Annotated in this window: 23 protein-coding genes and 1 other RNA gene; 10 read left to right on the top strand and 14 right to left on the bottom strand. The window is 38.6% G+C overall.

What is annotated here, in order from left to right; all coding sequences use genetic code 11:
• Positions 1-34: 34 nt before the first annotated feature.
• From G5B98_RS00120 to aroC, 4 genes are read left to right on the top strand one after another with little or no spacing between them, the layout of a single operon-like run.
• Entirely contained in the window at positions 35-1,066 is a 1,032-nt protein-coding gene (locus G5B98_RS00120; RefSeq protein ID WP_232524590.1) for a tetratricopeptide repeat protein, read from the top strand.
• Positions 1,044-1,478: a ribonuclease HI gene (gene rnhA / locus G5B98_RS00115; RefSeq protein ID WP_196086788.1), complete on the top strand. Its 435-nt coding sequence runs from the start codon at positions 1,044-1,046 to the stop codon at positions 1,476-1,478. Before G5B98_RS00120 ends, rnhA begins: the two co-directional genes overlap by 23 nt.
• Entirely contained in the window at positions 1,475-2,146 is a 672-nt protein-coding gene (gene rnc, locus G5B98_RS00110; RefSeq protein ID WP_196086787.1) for a ribonuclease III, read from the top strand. Before rnhA ends, rnc begins: the two co-directional genes overlap by 4 nt.
• 8 nt (positions 2,147-2,154) lie before the next feature.
• The gene (aroC, locus tag G5B98_RS00105) at positions 2,155-3,222 is read left to right on the top strand and encodes a chorismate synthase (RefSeq protein ID WP_196086786.1); all 1,068 of its coding nucleotides are present in this window, start codon (positions 2,155-2,157) and stop codon (positions 3,220-3,222) included.
• A 93-nt stretch (positions 3,223-3,315) separates the two neighbouring features.
• Here aroC and G5B98_RS00100 read toward each other — a convergent pair whose 3' ends face one another.
• Positions 3,316-4,047, bottom strand: a complete 732-nt coding sequence (locus tag G5B98_RS00100) for an autotransporter domain-containing protein (RefSeq protein WP_196086785.1) — start codon at positions 4,045-4,047, stop codon at positions 3,316-3,318.
• A 137-nt stretch (positions 4,048-4,184) separates the two neighbouring features.
• On the opposite strand from G5B98_RS00100, the gene G5B98_RS00095 reads away from it, so the two are divergent.
• Complete coding sequence (locus G5B98_RS00095; protein WP_196086784.1) at positions 4,185-5,447, top strand: DNA repair protein; 1,263 nt, start codon at positions 4,185-4,187, stop codon at positions 5,445-5,447.
• Positions 5,437-5,745, top strand: a complete 309-nt coding sequence (locus tag G5B98_RS00090; RefSeq protein WP_232524589.1) for a YolD-like family protein — start codon at positions 5,437-5,439, stop codon at positions 5,743-5,745. The genes G5B98_RS00095 and G5B98_RS00090 overlap by 11 nt, the downstream gene beginning before the upstream one ends.
• A 32-nt stretch (positions 5,746-5,777) precedes the next feature.
• Here G5B98_RS00090 and G5B98_RS00085 read toward each other — a convergent pair whose 3' ends face one another.
• The 7 genes from G5B98_RS00085 to typA all read right to left on the bottom strand — a co-directional run bounded on the left by G5B98_RS00085 (position 5,778) and on the right by typA (position 13,471).
• On the bottom strand, positions 5,778-8,219 hold the full coding sequence (locus tag G5B98_RS00085; RefSeq protein ID WP_196086783.1) for a molybdopterin-dependent oxidoreductase: 2,442 nt from the start codon (positions 8,217-8,219) through the stop codon (positions 5,778-5,780).
• A gap of 21 nt (positions 8,220-8,240) precedes the next feature.
• Entirely contained in the window at positions 8,241-8,810 is a 570-nt protein-coding gene (locus G5B98_RS00080; protein ID WP_196086782.1) for a hypothetical protein, read from the bottom strand.
• A gap of 394 nt (positions 8,811-9,204) precedes the next feature.
• Positions 9,205-9,354 (bottom strand): hypothetical protein, encoded by a 150-nt coding sequence (locus G5B98_RS00075; RefSeq protein WP_196086781.1) that lies wholly within the window; start codon positions 9,352-9,354, stop codon positions 9,205-9,207.
• Positions 9,355-9,831: a hypothetical protein gene (locus G5B98_RS00070; protein ID WP_196086780.1), complete on the bottom strand. Its 477-nt coding sequence runs from the start codon at positions 9,829-9,831 to the stop codon at positions 9,355-9,357.
• 19 nt (positions 9,832-9,850) lie between these two features.
• A complete protein-coding gene (gene proC / locus G5B98_RS00065) occupies positions 9,851-10,765 on the bottom strand; it encodes a pyrroline-5-carboxylate reductase (RefSeq protein WP_196086779.1) in 915 nt (304 codons plus the stop codon).
• On the bottom strand, positions 10,762-11,139 hold the full coding sequence (locus tag G5B98_RS09300; protein ID WP_232525367.1) for a hypothetical protein: 378 nt from the start codon (positions 11,137-11,139) through the stop codon (positions 10,762-10,764). Before G5B98_RS09300 ends, proC begins: the two co-directional genes overlap by 4 nt.
• A 529-nt stretch (positions 11,140-11,668) precedes the next feature.
• Entirely contained in the window at positions 11,669-13,471 is a 1,803-nt protein-coding gene (typA, locus tag G5B98_RS00055; RefSeq protein WP_196086777.1) for a translational GTPase TypA, read from the bottom strand.
• Between the two features lie 161 nt (positions 13,472-13,632).
• Between typA and G5B98_RS00050 the strand changes: the two genes are divergently transcribed.
• The 3 genes from G5B98_RS00050 to G5B98_RS00040 are packed head-to-tail and all read left to right on the top strand — an operon-like array spanning position 13,633 to position 17,347.
• Positions 13,633-15,024 (top strand): flagellar hook-length control protein FliK, encoded by a 1,392-nt coding sequence (locus tag G5B98_RS00050; RefSeq protein ID WP_196086776.1) that lies wholly within the window; start codon positions 13,633-13,635, stop codon positions 15,022-15,024.
• An 8-nt stretch (positions 15,025-15,032) separates the two neighbouring features.
• Positions 15,033-15,740: a flagellar basal body rod modification protein gene (locus tag G5B98_RS00045; protein ID WP_021090228.1), complete on the top strand. Its 708-nt coding sequence runs from the start codon at positions 15,033-15,035 to the stop codon at positions 15,738-15,740.
• A gap of 5 nt (positions 15,741-15,745) precedes the next feature.
• Complete coding sequence (locus G5B98_RS00040; RefSeq protein ID WP_196086775.1) at positions 15,746-17,347, top strand: flagellar hook protein FlgE; 1,602 nt, start codon at positions 15,746-15,748, stop codon at positions 17,345-17,347.
• 45 nt (positions 17,348-17,392) lie between these two features.
• Here G5B98_RS00040 and G5B98_RS00035 read toward each other — a convergent pair whose 3' ends face one another.
• Entirely contained in the window at positions 17,393-17,818 is a 426-nt protein-coding gene (locus G5B98_RS00035; protein ID WP_072595304.1) for a hypothetical protein, read from the bottom strand.
• Positions 17,819-17,930: 112 nt separating this feature from the next.
• Here G5B98_RS00035 and ffs point away from each other — a divergent pair.
• An RNA gene (gene ffs / locus G5B98_RS00030) (signal recognition particle sRNA small type) lies at positions 17,931-18,028 on the top strand.
• Here the strand turns inward: ffs and G5B98_RS00025 are convergent.
• The 5 genes from G5B98_RS00025 to dnaA form a co-directional block, all read right to left on the bottom strand.
• Complete coding sequence (locus tag G5B98_RS00025) at positions 18,015-19,250, bottom strand: HD domain-containing protein (RefSeq protein ID WP_196086774.1); 1,236 nt, start codon at positions 19,248-19,250, stop codon at positions 18,015-18,017. The genes ffs and G5B98_RS00025 overlap by 14 nt on opposite strands.
• Positions 19,250-19,870 carry a preQ(1) synthase gene (queF, locus tag G5B98_RS00020; protein WP_232524587.1) on the bottom strand — a complete coding sequence of 207 codons (621 nt, stop codon included), beginning with the start codon at positions 19,868-19,870 and terminating at the stop codon, positions 19,250-19,252. Before queF ends, G5B98_RS00025 begins: the two co-directional genes overlap by 1 nt.
• A 17-nt stretch (positions 19,871-19,887) precedes the next feature.
• Positions 19,888-22,197 carry a DNA topoisomerase (ATP-hydrolyzing) subunit B gene (gene gyrB, locus G5B98_RS00015; RefSeq protein ID WP_196086773.1) on the bottom strand — a complete coding sequence of 770 codons (2,310 nt, stop codon included), beginning with the start codon at positions 22,195-22,197 and terminating at the stop codon, positions 19,888-19,890.
• A 14-nt stretch (positions 22,198-22,211) separates the two neighbouring features.
• Entirely contained in the window at positions 22,212-23,285 is a 1,074-nt protein-coding gene (gene dnaN, locus G5B98_RS00010) for a DNA polymerase III subunit beta (protein ID WP_084041987.1), read from the bottom strand.
• Positions 23,286-23,439: 154 nt separating this feature from the next.
• Positions 23,440-24,750, bottom strand: coding sequence for a chromosomal replication initiator protein DnaA (gene dnaA, locus G5B98_RS00005; RefSeq protein WP_196088171.1), 1,311 nt, complete (start codon positions 24,748-24,750; stop codon positions 23,440-23,442).

Raw genomic sequence — 24,750 nt, 5'->3', positions numbered from 1 at the left:
TTGTTATAATTAAAGTAAAATTTTATTACAAAGTATGAGCGTGGATATTTTTTTCATTGGGCATAGAGATCCGATATTTAGCCTTATTATTTTATTTAGCATTATATTGATGATAGCCGCACTAAGCTATGCCTGGGGTATCTTTTCAAGCAAAGATGAGAAAAAACGCATTGAAAAATTTATAAGAAAATTTGACAGCAAAGATGGCATAAGCGACGAGCATAAACAGATGCTACAAAGTCCGGAGATAGACGCTCAAAGCCTTTGTATGCTAGGGCAAACTTTCGCCAAAAATGGCGACTTTGAAAAGTCTATTAGCATCTATCTGATCGCCCTTGGCAAAGCTAGAGACAAAAATGAGAAAGAATTTATCCTAAACGAGCTTGGAGAGGTCTATTTTAAGGCTGGCTTTTTAAAAAAGGCTAGTGAGGTTTTTGAAAAGGCACTCGAGCTAAGTCCTAGAAATGTCATCGCACTTCGTTTTCTGACAATGATAGATGAGAAGCTCAAAAACTACAAAGAAGCACTTTATGCACTAAATTCGCTTGAAGAGCTTGGAGTAAATGTAAAAGATCAAAAAGCTTATATTAAGGCTATCAGCACGCTTGATGATAGAAATTTAAGCTTTAATGAAAAGATAGAAGTTCTCTCTCGTCTTAGCCAAAATTTTGAGCTTTTAAAACGCATGATCTTGGTGCTTTTTATAAGGCACAATGAAAATTTAGAAAATTTAAAAGATTTTGCTCGTTTTGAAGATGTGATCGATCTGCTTTACAACCTAAAAACGCCTATAAATTTAAGCGATCCAAAGTACAAATCACTCTTTTACGCAAAGGGCGATATAGATGAGCCATGTGAAATTTATGGCTTTGAGCTAAACGTCATCAAAAAACTAAAAGACGCTAAATTTGACGCGGCTGGGCTAAGCTTTAACTACGTTTGCAAGAGCTGCAAAAACTCATTTCCTATGCATTTTTACCGATGTCCAGTCTGCCACGAGTTAGGAAGTGTTAAAATTTTATCCCACATCACAGAAAAACCAAGTGAAGATAGTAACACTTTTTAGCGACGGCTCGTGCCTTGGAAACCCTGGAGCTGGCGGCTGGGCGTATATATTGAGATTTAACGAAGCGCAGAAAAAAGCAAGTGGCGGAGAGGCATATACGACAAATAATCAAATGGAGTTAAAAGCTGCGATAATGGGATTAAAAGCACTAAAAGAGCCTTGTGAGGTGAGGCTATTTACCGATAGTTCATACGTGGTAAATAGCATAAATGAGTGGCTTTCTAACTGGCAAAAGAGAAATTTTAAAAATGTAAAAAATGTCGAGCTTTGGCAGGAGTATTTAGAAATTTCAAAGCTTCACAAAGTCGTGGCAAGCTGGGTTAAGGGGCACGCTGGACACCCTGAAAACGAGGAATGCGACCAGATGGCAAGAGATGAGGCATTAAAAATAAAAGATGAGAATGAAAGATGAAAATTTTAGAAGAATTTGAAAAGAATCTTGGATATAAATTTAAAAAAACTGCACTTTTAGAAGAGGCGCTAACACACAAGAGCACAAAGCAGGCTCTAAATAACGAAAGGCTCGAGTTTTTGGGCGATGCGGTGATGGATCTGCTCGTGGCTGAGTATCTTTTTAAGAAATTTAACAAGATCGCAGAGGGCGACATGAGCAAGCTAAGAGCCGCACTTGTAAATGAAAAAAGCTTTGCAAATATGGCAAGGCATCTAAAAATGGGTAAATTTTTAAGGCTAAGTACGGCTGAAGAAAACAACGGCGGCCGCGAGAAAGATAGCATTTTAAGTGACGCATTTGAAGCTGTGATGGGCGCTATCTACCTAGAGGCTGGACTTGATAAAGTTAGAGAAATTTCGATCGCCTTGCTTGAGCTTTGCTACCCAAAGATCGACTTTGCACACCTTGAAAAGGACTACAAAACCGCCCTTCAAGAGGTCACTCAAGCAACCCTTGGCGTCATACCAACATACGAGCTCATAGGCTCTTTTGGCCCTGATCACAAGAAAGAATTTGAGATAGCCTTGCTACTAAATGGCAAAGAAATTTCACGTGCCGTTGGAAGCTCCAAAAAGCAAGCCCAACAGCTCGCAGCAAAAATTGCACTAGAAAAAATCAAAAAATAGGATAAATTTTGAATACATTTGGCAAAAAACTAACCTTAACTAGCTTTGGCGAGAGCCATGGGGTGGCGATAGGTGGCGTGATAGACGGGCTGCCGGCTGGGATAAAGATCGATGCAGATTTCATACAAAGCGAGCTTGATAAGCGTCGCCCCGGACAAAGTAGCTTCACAACGGCAAGAGATGAGTCTGATAAGATAGAAATTTTTAGTGGCGTCTTTGATGGCATGAGCACTGGCGCGCCGATAGGTTTTGCCATTTTTAACAACAACCAAAAGTCAAACGACTATGAAAATTTACGTGAGATTTTCCGCCCAGGGCATGCTGATCTTACCTATTTTAAAAAATATGGCATCAGAGATCACAGAGGTGGCGGGCGTGCAAGTGCGAGAGAGACAGCAGCTAGGGTTGCTGGTGGGGCATTTGCACAGCTACTTTTAAATGAATTTAAGATAGAAGTTTTAAGCGCTGTGCTTGGCATTGGCAAGGCGATTAGCGACAAGATTGATTTTGCTTTTGCCCAAAATTCGCAAATTTACGCCCTTGGCAACGAAGAGGCGATGAAAGAGGCGGTAAATAAAGCTAGAAGCGAGCACGATAGCGTCGGAGCTGTGGTTTTAAGCGTGGCTAGAGGCGTGCCAGCTGGTCTTGGCGAGCCACTTTACGATAGGCTAGATAGCGCTTTGGCAGCTGCTTTAATGGGCATAAACGGAGTAAAAGCCGTAGAGATCGGCGCTGGCGTAAATGTAAGCTCTATGCTTGGCTCAGCAAACAACGACGAGATGGACGAGCTTGGCTTTTTAAGCAACAACGCTGGTGGCATACTTGGGGGTATAAGCAGTGGTGCTGAGATCGTGCTAAAGAGCCATTTTAAGCCAACACCTTCGATATTTAAAGAGCAAAAGACGCTAAATTTAGCTGGCGAAGTGGTAGATTTTGAGCTAAGAGGTAGGCATGATCCATGCATAGGCATACGAGGAAGCGTCGTTGCAACCGCGATGATAAGGCTAGTTATCGCCGATATGTTACTGCTAAATACTAGCACAAAGCTTGAGAATTTAAAGAAAATTTACGGCTAAATCTATAAAAATAAGTAAATTTAGTGGCCCAAAAAGCCACTAAATTTTTAGAATCTATAAGCAAACTGAAGTTTTGCGCTGCTTTGATCTTTTTTACCAAAAGATTGTGCTATGCCAAAAATTTATGAGTGTTGCATTAGTTGGCGTATATCTTAGACCGACCTCAACCTCTGAACTTGTACCTTTTTGAGTTAGGCTGATCTCCTCGTCTTCTTGGATCACCGCTATTTTTGACTTGGTGTTAAATTTATACTCAGCGCTAATTTTTCCATAATGATTAAATTTACCAGCATCATAGGCTATCTTTGAGTAAATTTTAGCTCTACTTGATGTAACGCTACTAAATTTTAATATGCTTTGTCCGATATCTGCCTCATCGCTACCGACATAAGAGAGTGCGTAGTTTAGCCCACTATCGAGCATAAAACTACTAAATTTCATCTTTTTGCCGACGCCAAAGCTAGCATTGTAGTATGGCATTGAGATTTTATAATCCACATCTTTCGCATCAACCTTTGTTTGGCTCCTACCAGCTTTTGCCATGAGATCGATATAAAAATCACGTGGCAAATTTAGCCTTAAAAAAATACCAAATCCATAATTTCTAACTCTGCCATCTATTTTAGCATCTTCATTGCTGTTATCAAATGTTGGCATAGCAAAAGCTCCAAGCATAGACTCGCCATTTTTATTTTTTCTTTTTGATACGAGAGTTGCTTTTACTTTGTTAAAATTTACATCACTTCTATCTGTTAAATCAATATAAACACCTGATTGTCTACTTTTTTCGATAGTAGAACCAATTATATTAACTTCGTTGTGCATTGCATTTACCCTAGTTCCACTAGTAAAATTTATCCATTTTACTTATTTTGTTTCTAAAAAATTTTTATTAGAAATTTTAGCCTTAAGATCGATTTTTCAAAAACGAACTTTTACTAATTTTCATCTATAATCACTCCATGAAAAACGAAGTACAAAAATTTTATGCCGTCATTGATCTAAAGTCCTTTTACGCCTCAGTTGAGTGCGTGGAGCGAGGGCTTGATCCGTTTAAAGCCGACCTAGTCGTGGCTGACGATAGTCGTGGCAACGGAAGTGTTTGCCTAGCCGTTAGCCCAGCTCTTAGAGCAAAAGGTGTGAAAAATAGATGCAGGCTTTTTGAAATACCAAAGGCTATAAAATTTATCATTGCACCACCTAGAATGCAGTTTTACATCGACTATGCGGCTAAAATTTATGAGATATATCTAAAATATGTCTCAAAAGACGATATCTACGTCTATTCTATCGATGAGGCCTTTATCGATCTTACTTCTTATGTTAAATTTTATAATACCGACGCAAAATCCATAGCCAAAAAGATAATGAATGAAATTTTAAAAACTACTGGAGTGACAGCCACCTGTGGCATGGGTACAAATTTATACCTCGCAAAAATCGCCCTTGATATCCTAGCTAAGCATAGTGATGATGGGATTGCATTTTTAGACGAGCAGCTTTATAAAGAACGTCTTTGGACGCATCAACCGCTAGATGACTTTTGGCGTATCGGTAAGCAAACTAGACTAAAGCTGGAAAAACATGGAATTTTTTGTATGAAAGATATAGCAAATGCTCCGCGAAGCCTACTTGAGAATTTTTTTGGAGTTGATGCCTATATAACGATAGATCACGCAAATGGCATAGAGCCAACGACAATAGCTGACATAAAAGCATATAAACCAAGAACAAAATCCTACTTTAGCTCTGAAATTTTACCAAGAGATTATGAGCGTTGCGAGGCGGTAGTCGTACTAAAAGAGATGGCTGATAGGCTAGCGCTTAGGATGATCAACAAAGAAGTAATGGCAAGTGGAATAACGATAAATATAAAATTTGCTGATAAGCTTGAGCCACTACAACGTGCAAGCGTTCGGTTTAAGACACCAACAAATGTCTCAAGTGTGCTGATGAGTTTGGCCGAAGAGCTACTTTTAAACAAGATAAAAAATGTTGGGCTGATTAGGCAAATTAGCATCAGTGCAAACGACGTAGTAAAAGAGAACCTAACTCACCAAAGTCTTTTTGAGGATGATACTAAAGAAAAGGCGGTTTTAAAGTCCCTAAATCTCATAAAAGAAAAATTTGGTAAAAACTCGGTGTTAAGAGCGATCGATCTACTACCAGAAGCTACTGGGCAAGATAGAAATAAAAAGATCGGAGGGCACAAAAGTGGCGAGTAAAGATAGAGCAAAAATTTTTAGCTCGTTTAATCCCCTATCAACCTTAGAGCGAGCCCTGCGGTCAAGAGAGCGAGAAAAATGCGAAAAACTAGAGCTTGACGAGAGTAAGGTCGATGAAATTTTAAAAAAGATAAGCGAGCTAAGGCCAGCTGATGAAGTATATGTGAGCTATCATGACGGCTGCACCTATACAAGTGCTAGCGGACTAATCTCTGGCGTAAATTTCAAAAATAAAACTCTTATGGTTGTAAAAACTAGGATCAAATTTGAAGATATAAATGACCTAAAAATAATTTAGCCCCCCAAACGGGGGCTAAATTTATATAAATTCTACAAAGATTGTAAAATTTTTGGTTTAGAAAAGGCAGTTATTGGTTTGATCTCGCCTTTATATTTTTCAAGATCGGCTAGTATCGTATGTCCGCAGTTGCTTTGAGCGATACTAGATGTGCCTTTGTCGCGTGTTAGGACATTGATGCAGCCGTGCTTGCAAAGGCTTCTTTCGCCAAGCACTTCAGGGTCGTACCATGCGCCTTCACAAATAGCGATGACACGCTCTGGGATGATGTCAGTAACAAGCGCTCCTACCAAAATTTCGCCCCTGTCGTTAAAGACTCTCACTACATCACCAGTTGCAATGCCTTTTTTCTTAGCGTCGTTTGTATTTATTAGCATCGGCTCTCTTGCGCTCACTTCAGCGTAGTTTCTGATTATTGAGTTATTTAGCTGAGAGTGGAGGCGATATCTTGAGTGTGGGGTTGTAATGCTAAATGGATATTTTTTAGCTTTTTCACTACCAAGCCACTCAAACGGCTCGATCCAGGCAAAGTGTGGAGCAAAGTCTTTGTAGCCAAATTTAGCAATAGTTGGAGAGTATATCTCTATCTTGCCTGATGGCGTGCCAAGGCGATTTTTGTGTGGGTTTTCTCTAAATGCACTAAGTCTTGTGTAGTATTTTGTCTCTTCATTGTCTTTGTCAAATTTGACATAGCCCTCATTCCAAAACTCATCAAAGCTTGGCATTTTAAGATCTAGTGCTTTGGCTTGTTCCACCGCATCTGCGTAAAATTCTTTCGCCCAGCCAAGCTCATCTTTACCCTCAGTAAAGACCTCTTCTCTGCCCCAGCGTTTGCAAATTTGTGAGCATATCCAGTAGTCGCTTCTGCTTTCGCCCATTGGCTCAACTACTGGCTTGTAAGCCACGATGTATTCGCTCGATGGAACACTTTGGTTGATGTCATTTCTCTCTACCTCAAGTGCCACTGGTAAGACGATATCGCTTAGTTTAGCTGTACTTGTCCAAAATGGCTCAGCTGTGATAACAGTATCAAATTTACGCCATGCTTTTACGGCATTATTTACGTCCTGATGCCTTGTAAACATCGATCCAGACGCCATGTAAGCCACTCTCATGTGTGGAAGTTTGATCTTAGAACCATCATAGTCTATCTCTTTGCCAGGATTTTGCAAAGCTTCGATTGATCTTGAAGATGGGATGGTTACGTTTTTAAATTTTTTCCACGGAGCACCATCTACGTTTTCATATTTCTCGCTTATCCTAGTGCTGATACCTTTTAGAGCAGGTGCTATCTTATCAGTGCTGCCGTTTCCGTAGTAGAGGTTAAACTCAAATCCAAGACCCTCTTTACCGATGTGGCCAAGCATCGCACTAAGTGTTACGATACCCCAAAAGCCCATCTCACCATGATCTTGTCTTTGAAGAGATCTGCCAGCGATGATAGTACTTGGCTCTTTTGCGAGTACGGTAGCAAATTTAGCGATATCTTCAGCTTTTACACCACAAATTTTACTAGCCCAGTTTATATCTTTTACCACTTTGTCGGTGGTGCCAAGCAGATAGTCTTTAAATTTATTAAAACCAACTGTGTATTTTTTGATAAATTCCTCATCATAAAGCTTGTTTTCATATAGATAGTGGCACATGCCAAGCATCATTGCTACGTCGGTGTTTGGACGAACGATGATAGTTTCAGAGTCAAGATATCTTGTGGTGTCGTTTTTAAAGACGCAAACACTATAAGTTTTAATGCCAGCATCTTTTATCTTTTTGATACCAAGATAACCATCGTGTGTTGGTGGTTGCCATGAAATTTGACCAGTTACAAGCGGGTCAGTACCCCAAAATACGATGTTCTTAGCATTTTTAACCATGGCTTCCCATTTTGTAGGAGCATCATAAACCGCACTATTTCCAAGGACGTGAGGCATGATGACAAGCCCAGCTCCAGTTGAATAGTCACCGCTCTCTTCGACGTATCCGCCAAGCACTTTTAGCATCCTGTGACCAACGGTTCTGCCCCAGCTGATCTTACCACTGCCACCCCACCAGTAGCATTCGCCGTAAATACTTTCTGGACCATATTTGTCAAAATTTTCTTTTAAGGCTTTTGCAGCAAGGTCAAGTGCCGTATCCCAGCTAACACGTACAAATTCTTCTTTGCCACGAAGCTCGCTTTTTGCCGCGCCTTTTGCCTTTAAGTAGCTTTTTCTTACGTACGGATAGAGTACGCGACTTTCATTTTGGATGAGATCTGGCAAACTGTTATTCATTGTATTTGGGAATTTATCACCATCAAATGGATCGGCAGAGACGATTTGATTTGAGTTGGTATTTGCCCAAAATAGACCAAATCTATTTGCTCCAAAAGTTTTCTTTTGGTCAAAAATGGTTTTTGTCACACCTTCAATCCTACTTGCTTGTGCCGCAGTGGCTGCAAGCGCAGAAAATTTTATAAAATCTCGTCTTTTCATATTTTCTCCCTTATGAAAAATTTATTTTACTTTTTTGGCATTGTGTTGTAAGTATTTGAGCACTAAATTTAGGTCAGTTTCGTCTAGTGCTACAAATTTTGCATCGACCATTCCAGCTAAATTTGCTGGCCACTGAGCCGCTGTAAAGCTATTTGGCTCATGAAGTCTATGACATGCAGAACAAGTCTCTTCGTAAATTTGTTGTGCTTTTACGTAAAGCTTTTTTGTATCGCCACCAAGTGCGTCATTTGGCACTTCGTAAACGCCCTCAGCTTGGTACCAAACCTCGCCGTAGTCATCTTCAAGATCTTTTACTTTTTTAAAATTTGTCCCACTTTCATCATTAAAAGCAATAAAAACTTCCGGATCTTCTATGCTTCTTTGAAGCTGGGCTAAATAGTTCGTTGAAACTACACCATTAACCTTTATCTTGCTCGTCTTTTCACCTTTTTCTATAACCTCAACTGGCGTTAAAACTTCGATCTTACCAATCATTTTGCCATCAAGTGTTATGTTCGCATCTTTTGCGATCACATCAGCACCAAAAGCAAGACTACATGCTAAGACAGGGGCTAAAAATAGCATTTTCATGTTGCAATCCTTAAAAATAAAATTTAAAAAAATCTTATAACCTAATGGTTTAAAATTACATTGTTATATTTAGCTTTATTTAAGAAATTTAATATTCATTTTTATTAAAAATAAGATTTAGAAGAAAATTTATCAATGAGTTTTATTGATTGTCTTAATGATTAAAAGTATAAGCAAACACAAGCTCTGTAAAAATTTTACTTTTGGATCTAGTGAAGTAAAAATTTAACCTTACTTCACTGGCTACTATAAAAAAGTATAGTAGAGCTTTTATAAACTTAAAAACATAAATTAGTAAATTTCTTGTAGAATTCAAAAATATGCTAAGAGCTACTACTCTACATTGCTGGCTATGTTAAGACTTTATAGAGTTTTATCGTTTTAAATTTTTTTATCAAAATACCTTATTATCAATTCTGTTTTCGTTGAAATTTCCCTCATACAGCCACGCCGCTCTCGCGCAGCCGCCTACGTAGCCTAGCTTACACGAGCGCTCGTAATACTCCATCATCTCGCCTATATCGCCTCCCGTTCGCTCTATCATCTAGCCCACGTTGTAGCATCCGGGAGCGTATTTTTTGTTGCATAGGGTATTGTTTATCGCAAACGACTGCACCTCGTCGCCCAGCTCTTCTTGTATGAAATTGGCTAGCGCCAAGCAACCCGACAAATACTCGTAAAGGACGCAGCTAGCCTTGTAATACGCGTTAATCTTAGTCTCGCGCTCGCTCTTATCTGCGGCTTTTACTAGGTTATTTTTATAAAGTTCGCCCAGATAAAAGCAGCCCTCGCCGTCTCCTTTGGCGCAGGCTAGGCTAAATAGCCCCTCTGCAGCGCCGTAGTCTTGCTTTAAGTTAGCCGCTACCATGCCCGCTTGCACGCACTCTTTGGTAGCGTTTAGGTCGGGGTTTTTGCATTTTTTGAGCTTTTCTAGCGTATCTGCGGCCAGCAATGGCGAAAGGCCGGGCTCGCTAGCAAATAAATTTATTGCTGCAAGTAGCGCAAATAATAAGATTTTCATTTTTATCCTTTAAATTTACCTAACCCCTCGCTTTGGCGATGCAAGCGGCGACGGCATCCATCAAAGCGCCGCGAAATCCGCCTTTTTCAAGCTCGGCAAGTCCCTCGATCGTGGTTCCCGCCGGCGAGCAGACCTCGTCTTTTAGCGCGGCCGGGTGCTTGCCGCTTTGGATCAGGCGCGCCGTCCCTTCCACGGCTGCCGCAACGGCGTCGTAGCAAAGCTGCCTAGGCAGTCCGCCCCGCACGCCGGCATCGGCCGCAGCCTCGATAAAGGCGCACGCATACGCGGGCAGGCTGCCTGTGATGCCCGTAAATGCGGCAAAACCGGTCTCGTCTATCTCGTAAATTTTACCGATTTTAGCGATTATCTCGCGCACGGTCTCTTTCTTGGCCTCACTAAATCCGACGTCAAAGCAAAGAGCCGTGGCCGACGCGCCGATGCAAGCGGCGATATTTGGCATAGCGCGAGCGATATAAACGCCCTCGCCTACGATTTGTCTAGCGCGCTTTATGTCAAAATTAGGAGCCAAAAGAAGCAAAATTTTGCCCGCAAGCTCGGGCGCGATCAGGCGCAAGATAGCCTCGTAGCTAGCGGGTTTAGTAGCCAGCACGACCGCGTCCGCTTCGCGCGCTAGATCAGTTTCGCTCGCGGCTATTTTTATGCCGAATCTCTGTCGTAAGGCTTCGTTTTTGCTTCTGGCGCAGGCTAGGATTTCAAATTTTGCCTTTTTTTCGTATTCGCGCGGGCTCGCATTTTTATCCGTTTGCACTAAATTTTCCGTCCCGCGAGCCTCGCTGCGGCCGCTGAATTTTCGCCCCTCCTCGGCCGAGTTTCGTCCCGAGTTAGCCTCGTCAGGTTGCGCTCGCCAAAGCGCCTCTATCATCGCGCCGCCCATATTTCCGCCACCGATAAAGCCGATTTTTACGCTTTTCATTTAGCCGTCTTTTTTAAAACTCCGATTTTGACCGCCTTGCCCGCGATCGCCGTATTTACCGCCACGCTATCCGCCCAGATTGCCCCCGTAACCTGCCCCGGCGCCAAGGTATAAACGCCGCCCGTCTGCGCCTCGTCGCTCGCCTTAAACTCGTTGCCCGCGACTAGCTCATAGACATCCTTCGTGTCGTTTTCAAATTTGATCGCCGCTTTTAGCGTCGGCTCCATTTTCTGTTTAGCCGCGCCCGCGTACTGCTCGAGTATGTTTTTGCTAAGCTTGCCGTAGACGTCGCCGTCTTGGCTTAGATATATCCGCACGGCGCGCTTATCCGAGTTTTTGCCGCCCTTTTCGCCCTTGCCTACGCTAACGCTCATCTCATAGGCGGTTTCTCCCGTCGGGAAGTCCTTAAATTTAGCGTCCGGGACAAAAACCCGCACATTGTCCGTTACCTTCTTCGTTTCGTGCGTCTGCGGCGTTATACCCGTTAGCACGATCGTAGACTTCACGTCCGAGCTTTTATCCGAAATAAGCGCGGAGATCGGCACCCGTGTAAGTAGCGTCGTCTCGTAGCAGCCGCCAAAAATAAATGCCGCCGCGAGAGCAAAAATAAATTTTAGTTTTTTCATCGGTTTCCTTTAAATTTTCGCCGATTCTAGCATAAACTAAGCATTTTTGTATTGATTATATTAAAAGCAAAAATAGAAAAGTAAGTATGGTATTTTAAAGTATAAATGGTTTTAAGATTGATAAATTTTAAATGAGAGAATGGCTCTATTTTGTCTTGAACAAAGCCAATTTAAATAAATAATGCAAAAAAAGTATGAGAAATTTATATAAATTTTTTGCTGTTTTTAGAGTTTAATTATTAGCCCCTTTACAAAGGGGCTAAATGATAAAATTTGATTAGAGTTTTGCTTTTCTTTTGCGCTCTGTTGGGTCTAGATAGCGCTTGCGAACGCGGATATTTATAGGCGTAACCTCGACTAGCTCGTCATCTTCTATCCACTCTAGCGCGCGCTCAAGGCTTAGCTTTCTAGGCGGCACAAGCTTGATCGCATCGTCGCTACCACTTGCACGAACGTTTGTTAGGTTTTTACCCTTGATAGGATTTACATCAAGGTCGTTTGGACGGCTGTGCTCGCCGATGATCATGCCCACATAGACTTTTGCTTGTGGATCAAGGAAAAGCACACCACGATCTTGCAAGTTAAATAACGAATAAGCAAGCGTTACGCCGTTTTCCATCGAAACTAAAGCACCATTTGTTCTGTGCTCGACGGTGCCACTAAGTGGTCTAAACTCCAAAAAGCTGTGGTTCATAACGCCCTCGCCTTTTGTATCAGTCAAAAAATGGCTTCTAAAGCCGATAAGCCCGCGCGCTGGGATCTCAAACTCGATCCTTGTTTGGCCATCACCTGTTGGGTTCATAGAGACCATTTCAGCCTTTCTTTTGCCAAGTTTTTCTATGACTGTGCCTGTCGTATCATCAGGTGCGTCGATAACTAAAAGCTCGTATGGCTCGCATTTTACGCCGTTTATCTCTTTTACGATGACCTCAGGTCTGCCAAGTAAAAATTCATAGCCCTCTCGGCGCATATTTTCAGCCAAAATAGTAATCTGAAGCTCACCACGGCCACTTACTTTAAATTTGCCCTCGCCGATATTTTCGTATTTCATCGCGATATTTGTCTTCATCTCATTTGCAAGGCGCTCATCGATCTTGTTTGATGTAACGTGTTTACCCTCAGTACCTGCCAATGGGCCATCATTTACAGAAAATACAACGCTAAGTGTTGGCTCTTCGATGTGAAGAGGATCTAGTGGATGAGGATTATTTGGATCAACGACGCTATCGCCAACGTCAAGCGCATCAAAGCCAGCGATCGCTACGATGTCGCCAGTACCAGCTTCGTTAATATCGGTTCTTTCAAGACCCATAAAACCAATTAACTTTGAAATTCTACCAGTTGTCTTTGTGCCATCAGCCTTTGCAAGCATAACATTTTGGTTTTTAGATATCTTGCCGTTAAAAATTCTCGCGATGCCGATCTTGCCGACATAGTTGTCATAATCAAGCGTGAAAACTTGAAGCTGAAGCGGGTTTTCATCGCTACCACTTGGAGCTGGTACGTGAGCCAAGATAGTCTCAAAAAGTGGCTGCATATTTACATTTTCATCACTTAGTTTTAGCTTTGCGTAGCCATTTTTAGCAGCGGCATAAACGACTGGAAATTCTAGCTGCTCATCATTTGCATCAAGTGCGACAAAAAGATCAAAAATTTCATTTATAACGCGGTCTGGATCGCCTGCTGGCTTATCAATCTTATTTACGACGACGATTGGGCGAAGTCCTAGTGAGAGTGCCTTTTTGACGACAAATTTAGTTTGTGGCATAACACCTTCTTGCGCATCGACAAGTAGTAAAACGCCATCAACCATCTTAAGAACACGCTCTACCTCTCCACCAAAGTCGGCGTGGCCTGGGGTGTCGATGATGTTGATCTTTGTATCTTTGTAGCGAATGGCAGTGTTTTTAGAAAGGATCGTGATACCACGCTCTCTTTCGATGTCGTTACTATCCATTACACGCTCGCCAAGATTTTGATGTTCATTAAATGTTCCTGACTGTTTCAAAAGCTCATCAACCATTGTTGTTTTACCGTGGTCGACGTGTGCGATAACGGCTATATTTCGTATCTTTTCCAAATTTTTCTCCGTTTATTAGTTTGCTATTTTTCGTTTGTCAGTTTTAAAATAGGGGCAGATTATAGCCAAATTTTTATAAATTTTAAGCTGATATCAAGAAATTAATTTTTGGAATAGATTTTGCATGTTTGACATTAAGTTTAAAAATTTGAAAGGTTTAAATGCAAGCTTATACAGCGAAAAACAACGTAGATTTGCTGGCTCCTGCTGGAGGTAAAAAGCCCTCTGTTTCTAAAAAATCTCAAAACAACGGCGAATTTTTGTCGATGGTTTTAGATGCAGCTGCGAGCAAGGCAAATAGCGGCCAAAAAATCACTGAAAAAGATGTCAAAGAGATAGTAAAAACGGTTACCACTCAAAAAGAGACATTGCAAAAAGCACAAAGCGAAAGCGTGGCAAAAATTTCAACTGCACTTGAAGAAAATTTGGACGAAAATACAAAAAATGAGCTCTATGAAAATGCAAATTTCATGCAGCTTTTGCAAGTTTTAGAAATTCTAAATGGCAATGAAAAAGTAAGTAAATTTCCAAATTTTAGCGACAAAATAGCAAATTTCTTAAGTGTGCCTGAAAACGTCGAAGAGCTTAGTAATGTTAAGAGTGTTAGCGATCTTATCGACCTTGCCAAGAAATTTGACCTTGGCCTTGAAAATATAGAAATTTCAAATGAAGATGTGCCAAAACTAAATGAGATGTTTAAAAATTTAGGCAAGAAAGAATTTTTCACACCGATAAAGACCGAAGAGAAGCCTTTTTACCTAAAAGAGCTAAAAAATGAAGTCGAGCAAACCATTATCAAAAATGAACCAAAAGAGGTCGTAAAGCTTGATACCTTATTAAAAGAGGTAGTGGCAAATCCAACTAATGAAACTAAAAATTTAGTAAAAGAAGAGCCTAAAAAGCTAGATAGCGAGGTAAAGCTTGATGATGAGATAGTGGATGTTGAACCAGACGAGCAGCCTAAAGTAAAGGTAAATTTACACGAGCAAAAGACGCAAAAAGCTCCAACTCTTGAGTCACTACTCTTCCCTGAAAGAGAACAACAAAAAAATGAGAATTTTGAGAGCAAAGAGACATTTAATAGCGATAATAAATCAGAGCTAAATCAAATGGTAAAAGATATCGCTAGTAGCGCCAAACACCAGCTTCAAACAAAGGCTGAGATAAAAGAGACACTTAGTAACTTCTCTTCTACACTAAAAGAGCAGGTGCAAAACTATAAAGCTCCGATCACTCGTTTTAACATAACGCTTAATCCACTAAATTTAGGCGAGGTTGAGATCACGATGGTAAATCGAGGTAATAATTTACATGTAAATTTTAACTCAACCACGGCTACGATGAATTTATTTTTACAAAATCAAGCCGAGTTTAAAAATAGCCTTGTAAATATGGGATTTACCGAGCTTGAAATGAATTTCTCAGATCAAAATCAAAGACAAGATAAAAAAGAACAAGCAAAGAATAAATATAGCTCAAATCAAAGCGATGAGAGCGAAAACGCTCAAGCGGAACAAAGCTTGCTTGAGCTAGTAATACCAAGATATATTTAGGAGAGATCATGGCTTCAGTTTCAGATATAACTACACAAACAACACAACAAAAAAACGCCGAGAAAAAGGCAAAAGCAAAGCAAGATGCAGCAGCCGGCACAGGAACTAACCCAAATGCGCAGCTAGATAAAGATGCATTTATGAAGCTACTTTTAACAGAGCTTCAGTATCAAGACCCAACAAGTCCTATGGATACTGAAAAGATGCTCACACAAACTAGCCAACTAGCATCACTAGAGATGCAACAAAATACAAACTCAGCTATGAAAGAGCTTGTAAATCAATTAAAATCAAATGCAAATGCCTACGCTATATCAGCTCTTGGCAAAATGGTCTCAACTGGTTCAAACTCAGTTTTACTAACAGATGAGCAAAAAACTGTAAATTTTGCACTTTATTTTAAATCAGATCTTGCAAATGGTAAGCTCGAAATTAAAAATGCAAATGGAGAGGTCGTTCGTTCAATCGATATAAAAGATCTAAAATCAGGAGTTCGCAGAATATCTTGGGATGGTAAAGATGATTCTGGAAAACAATTACCAAACGGTGCATATACAGTCTCTGTTAATTACACCGGAAAAGATGGTAATTCATACAAGACTCAAGTAGGTAGCTATCCGGTTGAAGCAGTAAAATTTGTAGATGGTAAAGCCATGATAAAAATCGCAGGTGAATATGTCCCAATGGATAAAATATCTGAATTTTACGAAGGATAAAAGCCATGATGAGAGGTTTTTACAACGGAATTAGTGGCATTAAAACACAAAGCTTTGGCATGGATGTTTGGGCAAATAATATCTCAAATATCAACAACGTAGGTTTTAAAGCTTCAATCCCTGAGTTTAAAAATTTAATCAATCAACATATGGCTTCCGCTGGAAGCGGTCCAACTAACAATCAAGTAGGTCTTGGAGCTACGAAACAAACGACAGCTTTAAAGATGACAAATGGTAGTTTTCAAAATACCGATAATAACTTCGACCTAGCCATAGGCGGTAAAGGCTTTTTTGGTGTCGTTGATAAAAATGGTAGAAACTACTACACAAGAACAGGTAGCTTCGATATAGATGGGGCTGGAAATTTAGTAGATAATAAAGGCAACTTGCTTCTTGGTACGTTAACAAGTTTTACTCCAGTCACTCCAAGTGCTAATGCTCTTAGAAAATATGGTCAAACAAAAGGTACCACGCAGGCATTTACTGCAAAAGAAGAGGATCTAAAACTAGGCGATACTGGCTCACAAAAAGGTATAAATTTACCTCATTTTTTATATATGCCAGCCAAGCAAACAAAAAATATAAATTTAAAAGGCAACCTAGACTCAAGCCTTATAACAGATAAGCGAACAACAGCCATTGATGCGGCAAATTTTAATTATACACTCGATAATACAAATAAAACTATCTCACTAAATGGACAAATCCCACTAAGTCAGACGAACTTTGGTGCAAAAGCAGGTGACAGCGTAGTGGTAAAAGTAAAAGACGGCGATGGTAAATTTAGTGAGTTTTCAACCACGCTAGAGAGCGATGGCAGCTGGCATATAAATAATAAAAGCCTAAAATTTATGAATTTTGCTAGCTTAGATGTAAAAGCCGAAGTTACATCACTAGTTGAAGTAGCTAATAAAGAAAAACTAAGCTCAGAGATATATAACAGCGATGGTACAAAAAGCTTAGTAACTATAAATTTTACAAAACAAATCCCTCAAGGCGGCAATCAAACTATCTGGAATGCCACAGCTACGATAACTGATGCTAATGGTATTGTACAAAATACAGCTATGGGAACACTTACTTTTGATGGTAGCGGCAGACTTGTTACAAATACATTAACAAGTGTTGGAAACGTAGCTTTAAATTTTCTTGGCGATGGAGATGCAAATGTCTATAATGGCATAACAAGCTCGGCTAATTCAAAAAAAGACTTTGTCATAAAAGCAGATGGCTACGCCGAAGGAAATCTCTCAAAATATAGCGTCGATGACCGTGGAAATATCATGGCAAATTTTGACAATTCTCGCTCATTTATAGTTGCAAAAATAGCTCTATATCACTTCCAAAATGAACAGGGCGTATCAAAAGTAGGTGATAATCTCTATGAAGCAACTCCAAATTCAGGTGAAGCATTTTTTTACAAAAATAAAGCTGGTGAGACTATTTATGGCTCACAAATTCTTGCAAATAAACTTGAAATGAGTAATGTCGATCTTGGTCAAGCGCTAAGTGAGGTTATAGTCACACAAAAGGCTTATGAGGCTAGTGCAAAAAGTATCACAACAAGTGATGAGATGATCCAGACTGCTATTCAGATGAAGAAATAATTTTTATGCTAGTTGATGATTAAAAATTTAAAATGAATGATAATTTTAAGAATAGAGTTTGACTTCGTTTATTAAAAACTCATAAACTCTTTGCTGAACTAAAATCTCTTCCTCACAGCCACTCATCAAGCGACGAAGGTGAGAAAAATCTATCTTTTTGGCGTATCTTTTATGATCTTTTAGGTCTTTATCAATGCTTAAAAGTAGTGCATCAAGTGTGATTCTATCGTTTCTTTTAACTCTTGCTACATACTCTTTAACAGTTTGGATCAAAAAGTCTTTTCTGGTTTGGTCATTTTCATAAATTTCATTTGTAATGTCATTTAAAACAAAAAAATCATCTTCGTCTGGGTCAAATTTAGCAGAGATCATAGCGGCAAAAATTTTGGCACGAAATTCTAAAGATTTGTGATGATAGATAAAAAAATCTCTAAAAGCTGATAAAAAACGAAGTTTAAACTTTCCAGACATTACTCTACTTTTTGTGAAATTTTGGCTGATTATATACTTTTAAAGCTAAATTTTTAAAAATGTAACTATAAAACTAAATTTAAGTATAGTTTTTGTATGATTGCGAAGCTCCTTCTTAGACCTGTGCAATGCTTTTTATGAGCACCGCTTCAGGGTGGGAACACAGCAGAGCACTTATATTAAGTGTGTGCCGCAGTTATCTGAGAGGGGGTCTTTCTAAACCAAAATGCTCATTAAAATCATCGCAAATTTCTAAAAAATCCACTCCATCAATCTTAGGTTTTTCGCTAAAAAATTTATACATATTATTAAAGCCATCAGTTAGCTCTTTTGACTTGACGCCGTAGCTTATAGAAATTCCAGCTTCGATGTAGGCTGATAGCTTGTCGCAGTATTTTAGCGCTTTGCCATCGATCGGGTTAAATTTATCCTCATTTACGTTTTCCATCGTCCCTTCGTGGCAGATGATTTTACGCTCGTAAGTTCTATTTTCAAACTCATCTTTTATAAATTTCTCGCCATCTTTTCTGATGCCAAGGATGTAGCTAAACTCATCTTTGATATTTTCTGGCACAAACGGCAAAATCCTCTCATCAATAAGCCTCATCTCATACTCACTAATGATCTCATTTAGCCCCTTTACGCCGTATTTTACAGGGCTTATGATGTCCCTTGTGAGACTCTCTGGCAGATCGTGAAATAGCGCGCAAAAGAAGTTATTTTCTAGGCGTTTTTTGCAAGCTTTTGCTTTGAGTGAATAAAAATAGCTAAGTATCGCAACTACTAGCATATGTCCTAAGACCGCAGTTTCAGGGATACGAGGAGTTTGCGCCCAGCGTTTTTGAAACCTTAGCCTACCACTTAGATCAACAAGGCGGGCTAATTTTTGATTCATAGCGATCTTTCTAACGCCAATTAGCTCGTAATAATCCTCCATCTCCTCCTCAACCTTCGCCTTAAGCTCGTCGATGTCACTTAAAAACTGGCTCGTTTGATAGACGATAGAAAATTCCCACCTAGTGGCAAGATAGCTAGCTGCTTTTAGGATGAGGCGTTCTTTTTCATGCTTTTTATCACTTTTAAAATAACTTTTAAATCTCTCTAAAAACTCCCCATCTTCAATATCTGAAATAAGGCTATCAAGATTACTTAAAACCCAGCTATTTATCTGCTCTTTTTTTGTCTTTTGTATATGATGAAAGACATCTGGTCGTATGTCTGTGACTACAACCCTACTTAAAAACTCAAAAATTCCAGCCTCAATGATATAGTTCATATCGGCGTCTTGCTCTTGTTTTGCTATGAAATAAGCGATGATAAATTTATGAGCTTGCTTATCAAGCTCGACTAAATTTGTCATCTTTGGATAGTCGTTCCAACGTGATATAGATGCTGCTTTAAAGATATGTTCTATAAGCTTAGCACTTATCATTATTTATCCTTTTTGACTACTTTTGGCTTCTTATCATCGGCATAGCTTATCTTTCTAAAGCCCTCTTTATTTGAGCTTCTTCTTGGTTTGTCATCTTTTTTAAATTTATCATCTCTGCTGCTTCTATTGCCACGATCACTTGTACTTCGTCTCTCCCGTGACTTATCACTAAAGTTTCTCTCCCTACTTTTTGGAGCAAATTCTTTCTCTTCAGCTGGCTTTTTTACGACTAGATCAGAGCTGATCTCGATAACTGTATGAACATTTCCACGTGGGTTAAAGTCGCCCACTATCTTCATAAATTTAGGCTCAAGCTTTTTCTCTAAAACAGAGTAAATTTCATTTATACTATCTTCATGGCTGATATTGCGGTTCATAAAGCTATTTATATAAAGCTTTATCGCTTTTAGCTCGACAACCAACTTATTTGGAATGTATTCAAGATATATGGTCGCAAAGTCAGGATAACCAGAGCGAGGGCAAAGGCAGCAAAACTCAGGCAGAGTAATCTTTATGACATAGTCCCTTGTTTGCTTATTTTCCCAGACCTCAAGGTCACTCTCTACGTCAAATTCTTTTAAAATTTTCTCGCCATATTTCATCTCTAGCTCTTCGCTCATCTTTTATCCTTTTTCTTTTAAATATCTAAGTGTTTAACGTCTTTTGCGTGGTCTTGGATGTAGTTTCTTCTTGGCTCGACCTCATCGCCCATGAAGAGATTAAACGTGTCAGAGGCGCTTATAGCATCGTTTATATTGATCTTTAAAAGTCTTCTGTTCTCAGGGTTCATCGTAGTCTCCCAAAGCTGCTCAGGGTTCATCTCACCAAGACCTTTGTAGCGCTGAATATATGCACCTTTTTTAGCATTTTTCTCTACTTCATCAAGCACGTCTATAACGTCACTATGCAAGTCTAGGCCGCGCTCTTTTATCTTTTGGCTGATATAAAGCGCCTCTTCGTAAAGTGGATTTGTGAATAAATTTTCATTTACCACAAGCTCTTCTAGGCCGCTTTCAGTTTGGACATAAATTCTAACCTCATCATCGCTAACGTAGTGGTTTAGAATGTTGTGACCCTCAGCTTTTAAGAAATTCTTTAAAATTTCAAAAATTTCATTGTAGCTTTTTGAGACGATGTCTGGATTTTCTATCATATAGCGGATCGCTGAAAGGACGTTAAAGCGTTTTTCAAGCTCTTTTAAGACGCTTCTATAAGCTGCAACGATCTTTAAGAAATCAATCAAATCCGCACTACCAATGCCCTCTATATCAACGCCCTCGATGCCAGTTTCGATAAGAAATTCGTTTAATGCCTTTTCATCTTTTAGATAAATTTCTTTTTTACCTTTTTTATAGCGGTAAAGTGGTGGCTGAGCTAGGTAAATATGGCCGTTTTCTACAACTTTATTTAAAAATCTAAAGAAGAAAGTTAAAAGAAGCGTCTGGATGTGACTACCATCTACGTCAGCATCGGTCATAATGATGATCTTATGATATCTAAGCTTCTCAGCATCAAATTCATCTCCGATACCGCAGCCTAGAGCTGTTATCATATTTTTTATCTCATCAGACTTTAAAATTTTATCTAGTCTTGCTTTTTCAACGTTTAGAATTTTACCCTTAAGCGGTAATATCGCTTGAAAAACCCTATCACGCCCCTGCTTTGCAGAACCACCCGCAGAGTCGCCCTCCACTAGATATAGCTCACTAATTACTGGATCTTTGCTCTGGCAATCAGCTAGTTTGCCAGGAAGTGTACCTACACTCATACTCTCTTTTTTACGAGTTAGATCCCTAGCTTTTTTAGCGGCCTCTCGACCACGAGCCGCCATTAGAGCTTTGTCCATTATCGCTCTTGCTTCGATAGGATTTTCTTCAAAATACTTTGTAAGCACATCAAAAACCATCTTTTGAACGATAGGTTTTACGTAGCTTGAGCCTAGTTTGCCCTTTGTTTGTCCCTCAAACTGTGGCTCTGGCACTTTTACGCTAACAACTGCGATAAGTCCCTCGCGGATATCTTCGCCAGTTATCTTTGTATCTTTTTCACGTGCAGCAGCGTTTGCTTGAACGTAGTTTGTGATAACTCTTGTAAGGCCCGCTCTAAATCCAGCCTCGTGTGTACCGCCATCTGGAGTTTTGATGTTATTTACAAAGCTTAATAAATTTTCACTATAAGTGTCGTTGTAAAGTAGTGCAAAATCAACAAGCACGTCATCTTCGCCGCCACTAAATGATACTGCTTTACTGACAGCATTTGCCTTGTTCATATCAGTTACAAAGCTCTCAAGTCCACCCTCAAAATGAAAGCTCTCGCTTCTGCCATTTCTTTGATCTTTAAAATTTATAGTTATCTTTGGGTTTAGATAGGCTAGCTCGCGAAATCTTTTTACTAAAATTTCATCATCAAATTCAGTCACTTCAAATATGCTATCATCTGGCCAAAACTCGACTTGTGTGCCTGTGCGGTTTGTAGTTTTTATAACTTCAAGATCGCTTTGTGGGATGCCTTTTGAAAATTCTTGTCTGTGAAGCTTGCCATCACGTTTGATATTTACGACTAGTTTTTTAGAAAGGGCATTTACAACAGATACACCAACGCCGTGAAGACCGCCAGAGACCTTATAAGTGTCCTTATCAAATTTACCACCAGCGTGAAGCACAGTTAGAACAACAGTCGCAGCTGAAATTTTCTCAGTTGGGTGCATATCTACTGGGATACCACGGCCATTATCGCTGATGATAGCTGAGCCCTCACGTGTAAGCTCAACATCAATCGTATCGCAGTATCCTGCCATAGCTTCGTCGATAGAGTTATCAACTACTTCGTAGATCATATGGTGAAGACCACTTATGTTAGTATCGCCTATATACATGCCTGGGCGTTTCCTGACCGCTTCAAGCCCTTTTAGTACTTTGATATTTTCTGCGCCGTAATTATTTTCCATAATCTTGCCTTATCTTATAAATTTATCGGCATTATTACTGTTGTTAATTCTTTTGAATTTACAACAAATGCTAGTGAGCTTTCATTAAATCCAAGCTCAAAATTTTCATCCTCGATGCTACTTAAAAAGTCAAGTAGATATCTATTTTTTATACCTATGAAAAATTCATCTCCAAGCTCTAAACCAGTTTGATAATCTATTGTAGTTTTTGCTTCAGAATTATCTTCTATAACACTTTCAAATGTTATATTATCTTTCGCAAAAGATATTTTCATTGTATCACTTAGCATTGAAATAGTTTTTATACCCTCTATCATCTTATCTCTACTTAGTTGAAGTCTTTTTCTGACCTCTTTTGGTATGACACGCTCGTAATCTGGGAATTTGCCATTTATAAGTTTTGTGAAAAATTCAAAATTTTGGCTTTGAGCGATTAAGATATTTTCATCATAGTAAATTTCTATCTTGTCAAAAAATAGTTTTTGTATTTCATTTATAGCTTTTTTAGGGATTATAAGTGAAAATTCTTTTTCAGTTGGTGTTTGAAATCTAAATACACTAAGTCTTCTTGTATCAGTACCAACGATATTTATAAAGTCTTTTTTAATATCAAGAAAAGCTCCATTTAGTTCAAATTTTGGGTTATTACTATCAATACTTGGTAAAATTTTCTTTAAACTTCTTCCTAACATAACAGCATCAACATCAAATTTTGATTTACCCTCAATCGTTGGAAATTCTGGAAAATCTTCAAATTTATACATTGGAAGTTTATATTTTGAGTTTTTTTGTTTTATATAAAGATAGTTATTTACAGTTTCTAACATCACTTCTTCGTCTTTTAGACTTTTTATAATGTCAAGTAGTTTTTTGCCATTTGCAGTTGCGTAACCTTCATCTACGATTTTTACGTTACTTAGCTTATATGCTAGACCTATTTCATGATCAGTTGCTTTTATATTTAAAACTCCATCTTTTGCTGAGATATAAATGTGAGAAGTTATAGCACTAAGATCTCTTTTTTCAAGATATGGATTTGTATTTGTTACTATGCTTTCAAGCATATTTTTGTTTATTAAAACCTTCATTAAAAACTTCCTTCTATTTTTAAATTTAATTTTTTTGTTTTAGTAGGTGATGTTAAAAAGTGAAAAGTGCTTTTAAACATCGTAATAAAGCTATTTGAAATGTGAAAAATTATATTTTCTTTTTCACATTTATTCACAAATTTCATATTGTATTTTATCCTTTTGTCAAAATTTTATTTTTTAATTCAGTAACTTTTAGACTAAAAATTTCATTAGTTTGTATTAGCTCATTTATCTTTTTAATATTATGACTAACGGCACTGTGATCTTTCATACCAAAATAGTTTGCAATTTGTGGCATTGAGTTTGTTGTAAGCATCTTTGCAAGATATATGATGATTCGTCTTGCTTCTACGATATTTGTAACTCTTGATTTGCTTTTTATATCACTTTGTTTGATATTTAGTTCTTTACTAACTATTTCAACGATAGTATCGAAATTTATATTTTCACGTTTTTCTTTGATCAAATCTTTTAATATACTTTTTGCAAGATTGAGTGTGATCTCTTCTTTCATAAGAGTTTTAAATACGTTTAAATTTATGATAGCTCCCTCGATCTCACGGATATTATCCCCCATGTTTGTAGCTATGTAGTTTATGACCTCTTTATTTAGATCGATTTTATCAAATTCGCATTTTTTGATGATGATGGCTATTTTTGTATCAAGTTCAGGCGGCGTAATATCAGCCATAAAAGCTTTATCAAATCTTGAAATCATCCTATCCTCAAAGCCTTTTAGTGTCTTTGGAGGTCGATCTGAAGTCATAACTATTTGACCATTTTTTGCTAAAAGCTCATTATATGTGTTGAAAAATTCCTCTTGGATTTTATCAGTTTTACCAAGAAACTGCACATCGTCTATTAGTAAAACATCGCAGTTTCTATATTTTTCACGAAATTTTGGCATTGAGTGGTTATTTATGTGACTGGTAAAATCTATCATAAATTGTTCGCTAGTTACGCAAATAACGGTTTTCCCTTTATTTAGGCAATGATTTCCGACTGACTGGAGTAAGTGAGTCTTGCCAAGTCCCGTCGTGCCATATATAAAAAGTGGATTATAAAGTACACCAGGTTTTTCAGCGGCTGCTTTTGCGCTTAAAAATGCGTATTGATTTGACGCTCCACAGACAAAATTTTCAAATGTGTAGCTTGGATTTAAAATGCTACTTTGCGTTTTTATCTGCTTAACATTTATTTGATTTTGTTTTGATACCTTGCTACTTTTAGTAGATGAAATTTCTATATTTGGTTTTATGCCTGTTCTAACTTCATATAGATGAGCGATTTTATCAGCATATCTTGTATTTATAAATTTAGCCATCAACTCATTTGGTGCAGTAAATACGATAATATGATCGTCTGAAGCCTTTTCGTTAAATTTTAATTGCTTGATATAACTTTGGTATTCTTCAGGTGAAATTTGTGTTGAAAGATTTTCTAAAATTTCGTCTGCTATCAA

The sequence above is a fragment of the Campylobacter concisus genome, from assembly GCF_015679985.1.
GTDB classification, from domain to species: Bacteria; Campylobacterota; Campylobacteria; order Campylobacterales; family Campylobacteraceae; genus Campylobacter_A; species Campylobacter_A concisus_AC.
This window is presented reverse-complemented; position numbering and strand designations above follow the sequence as displayed.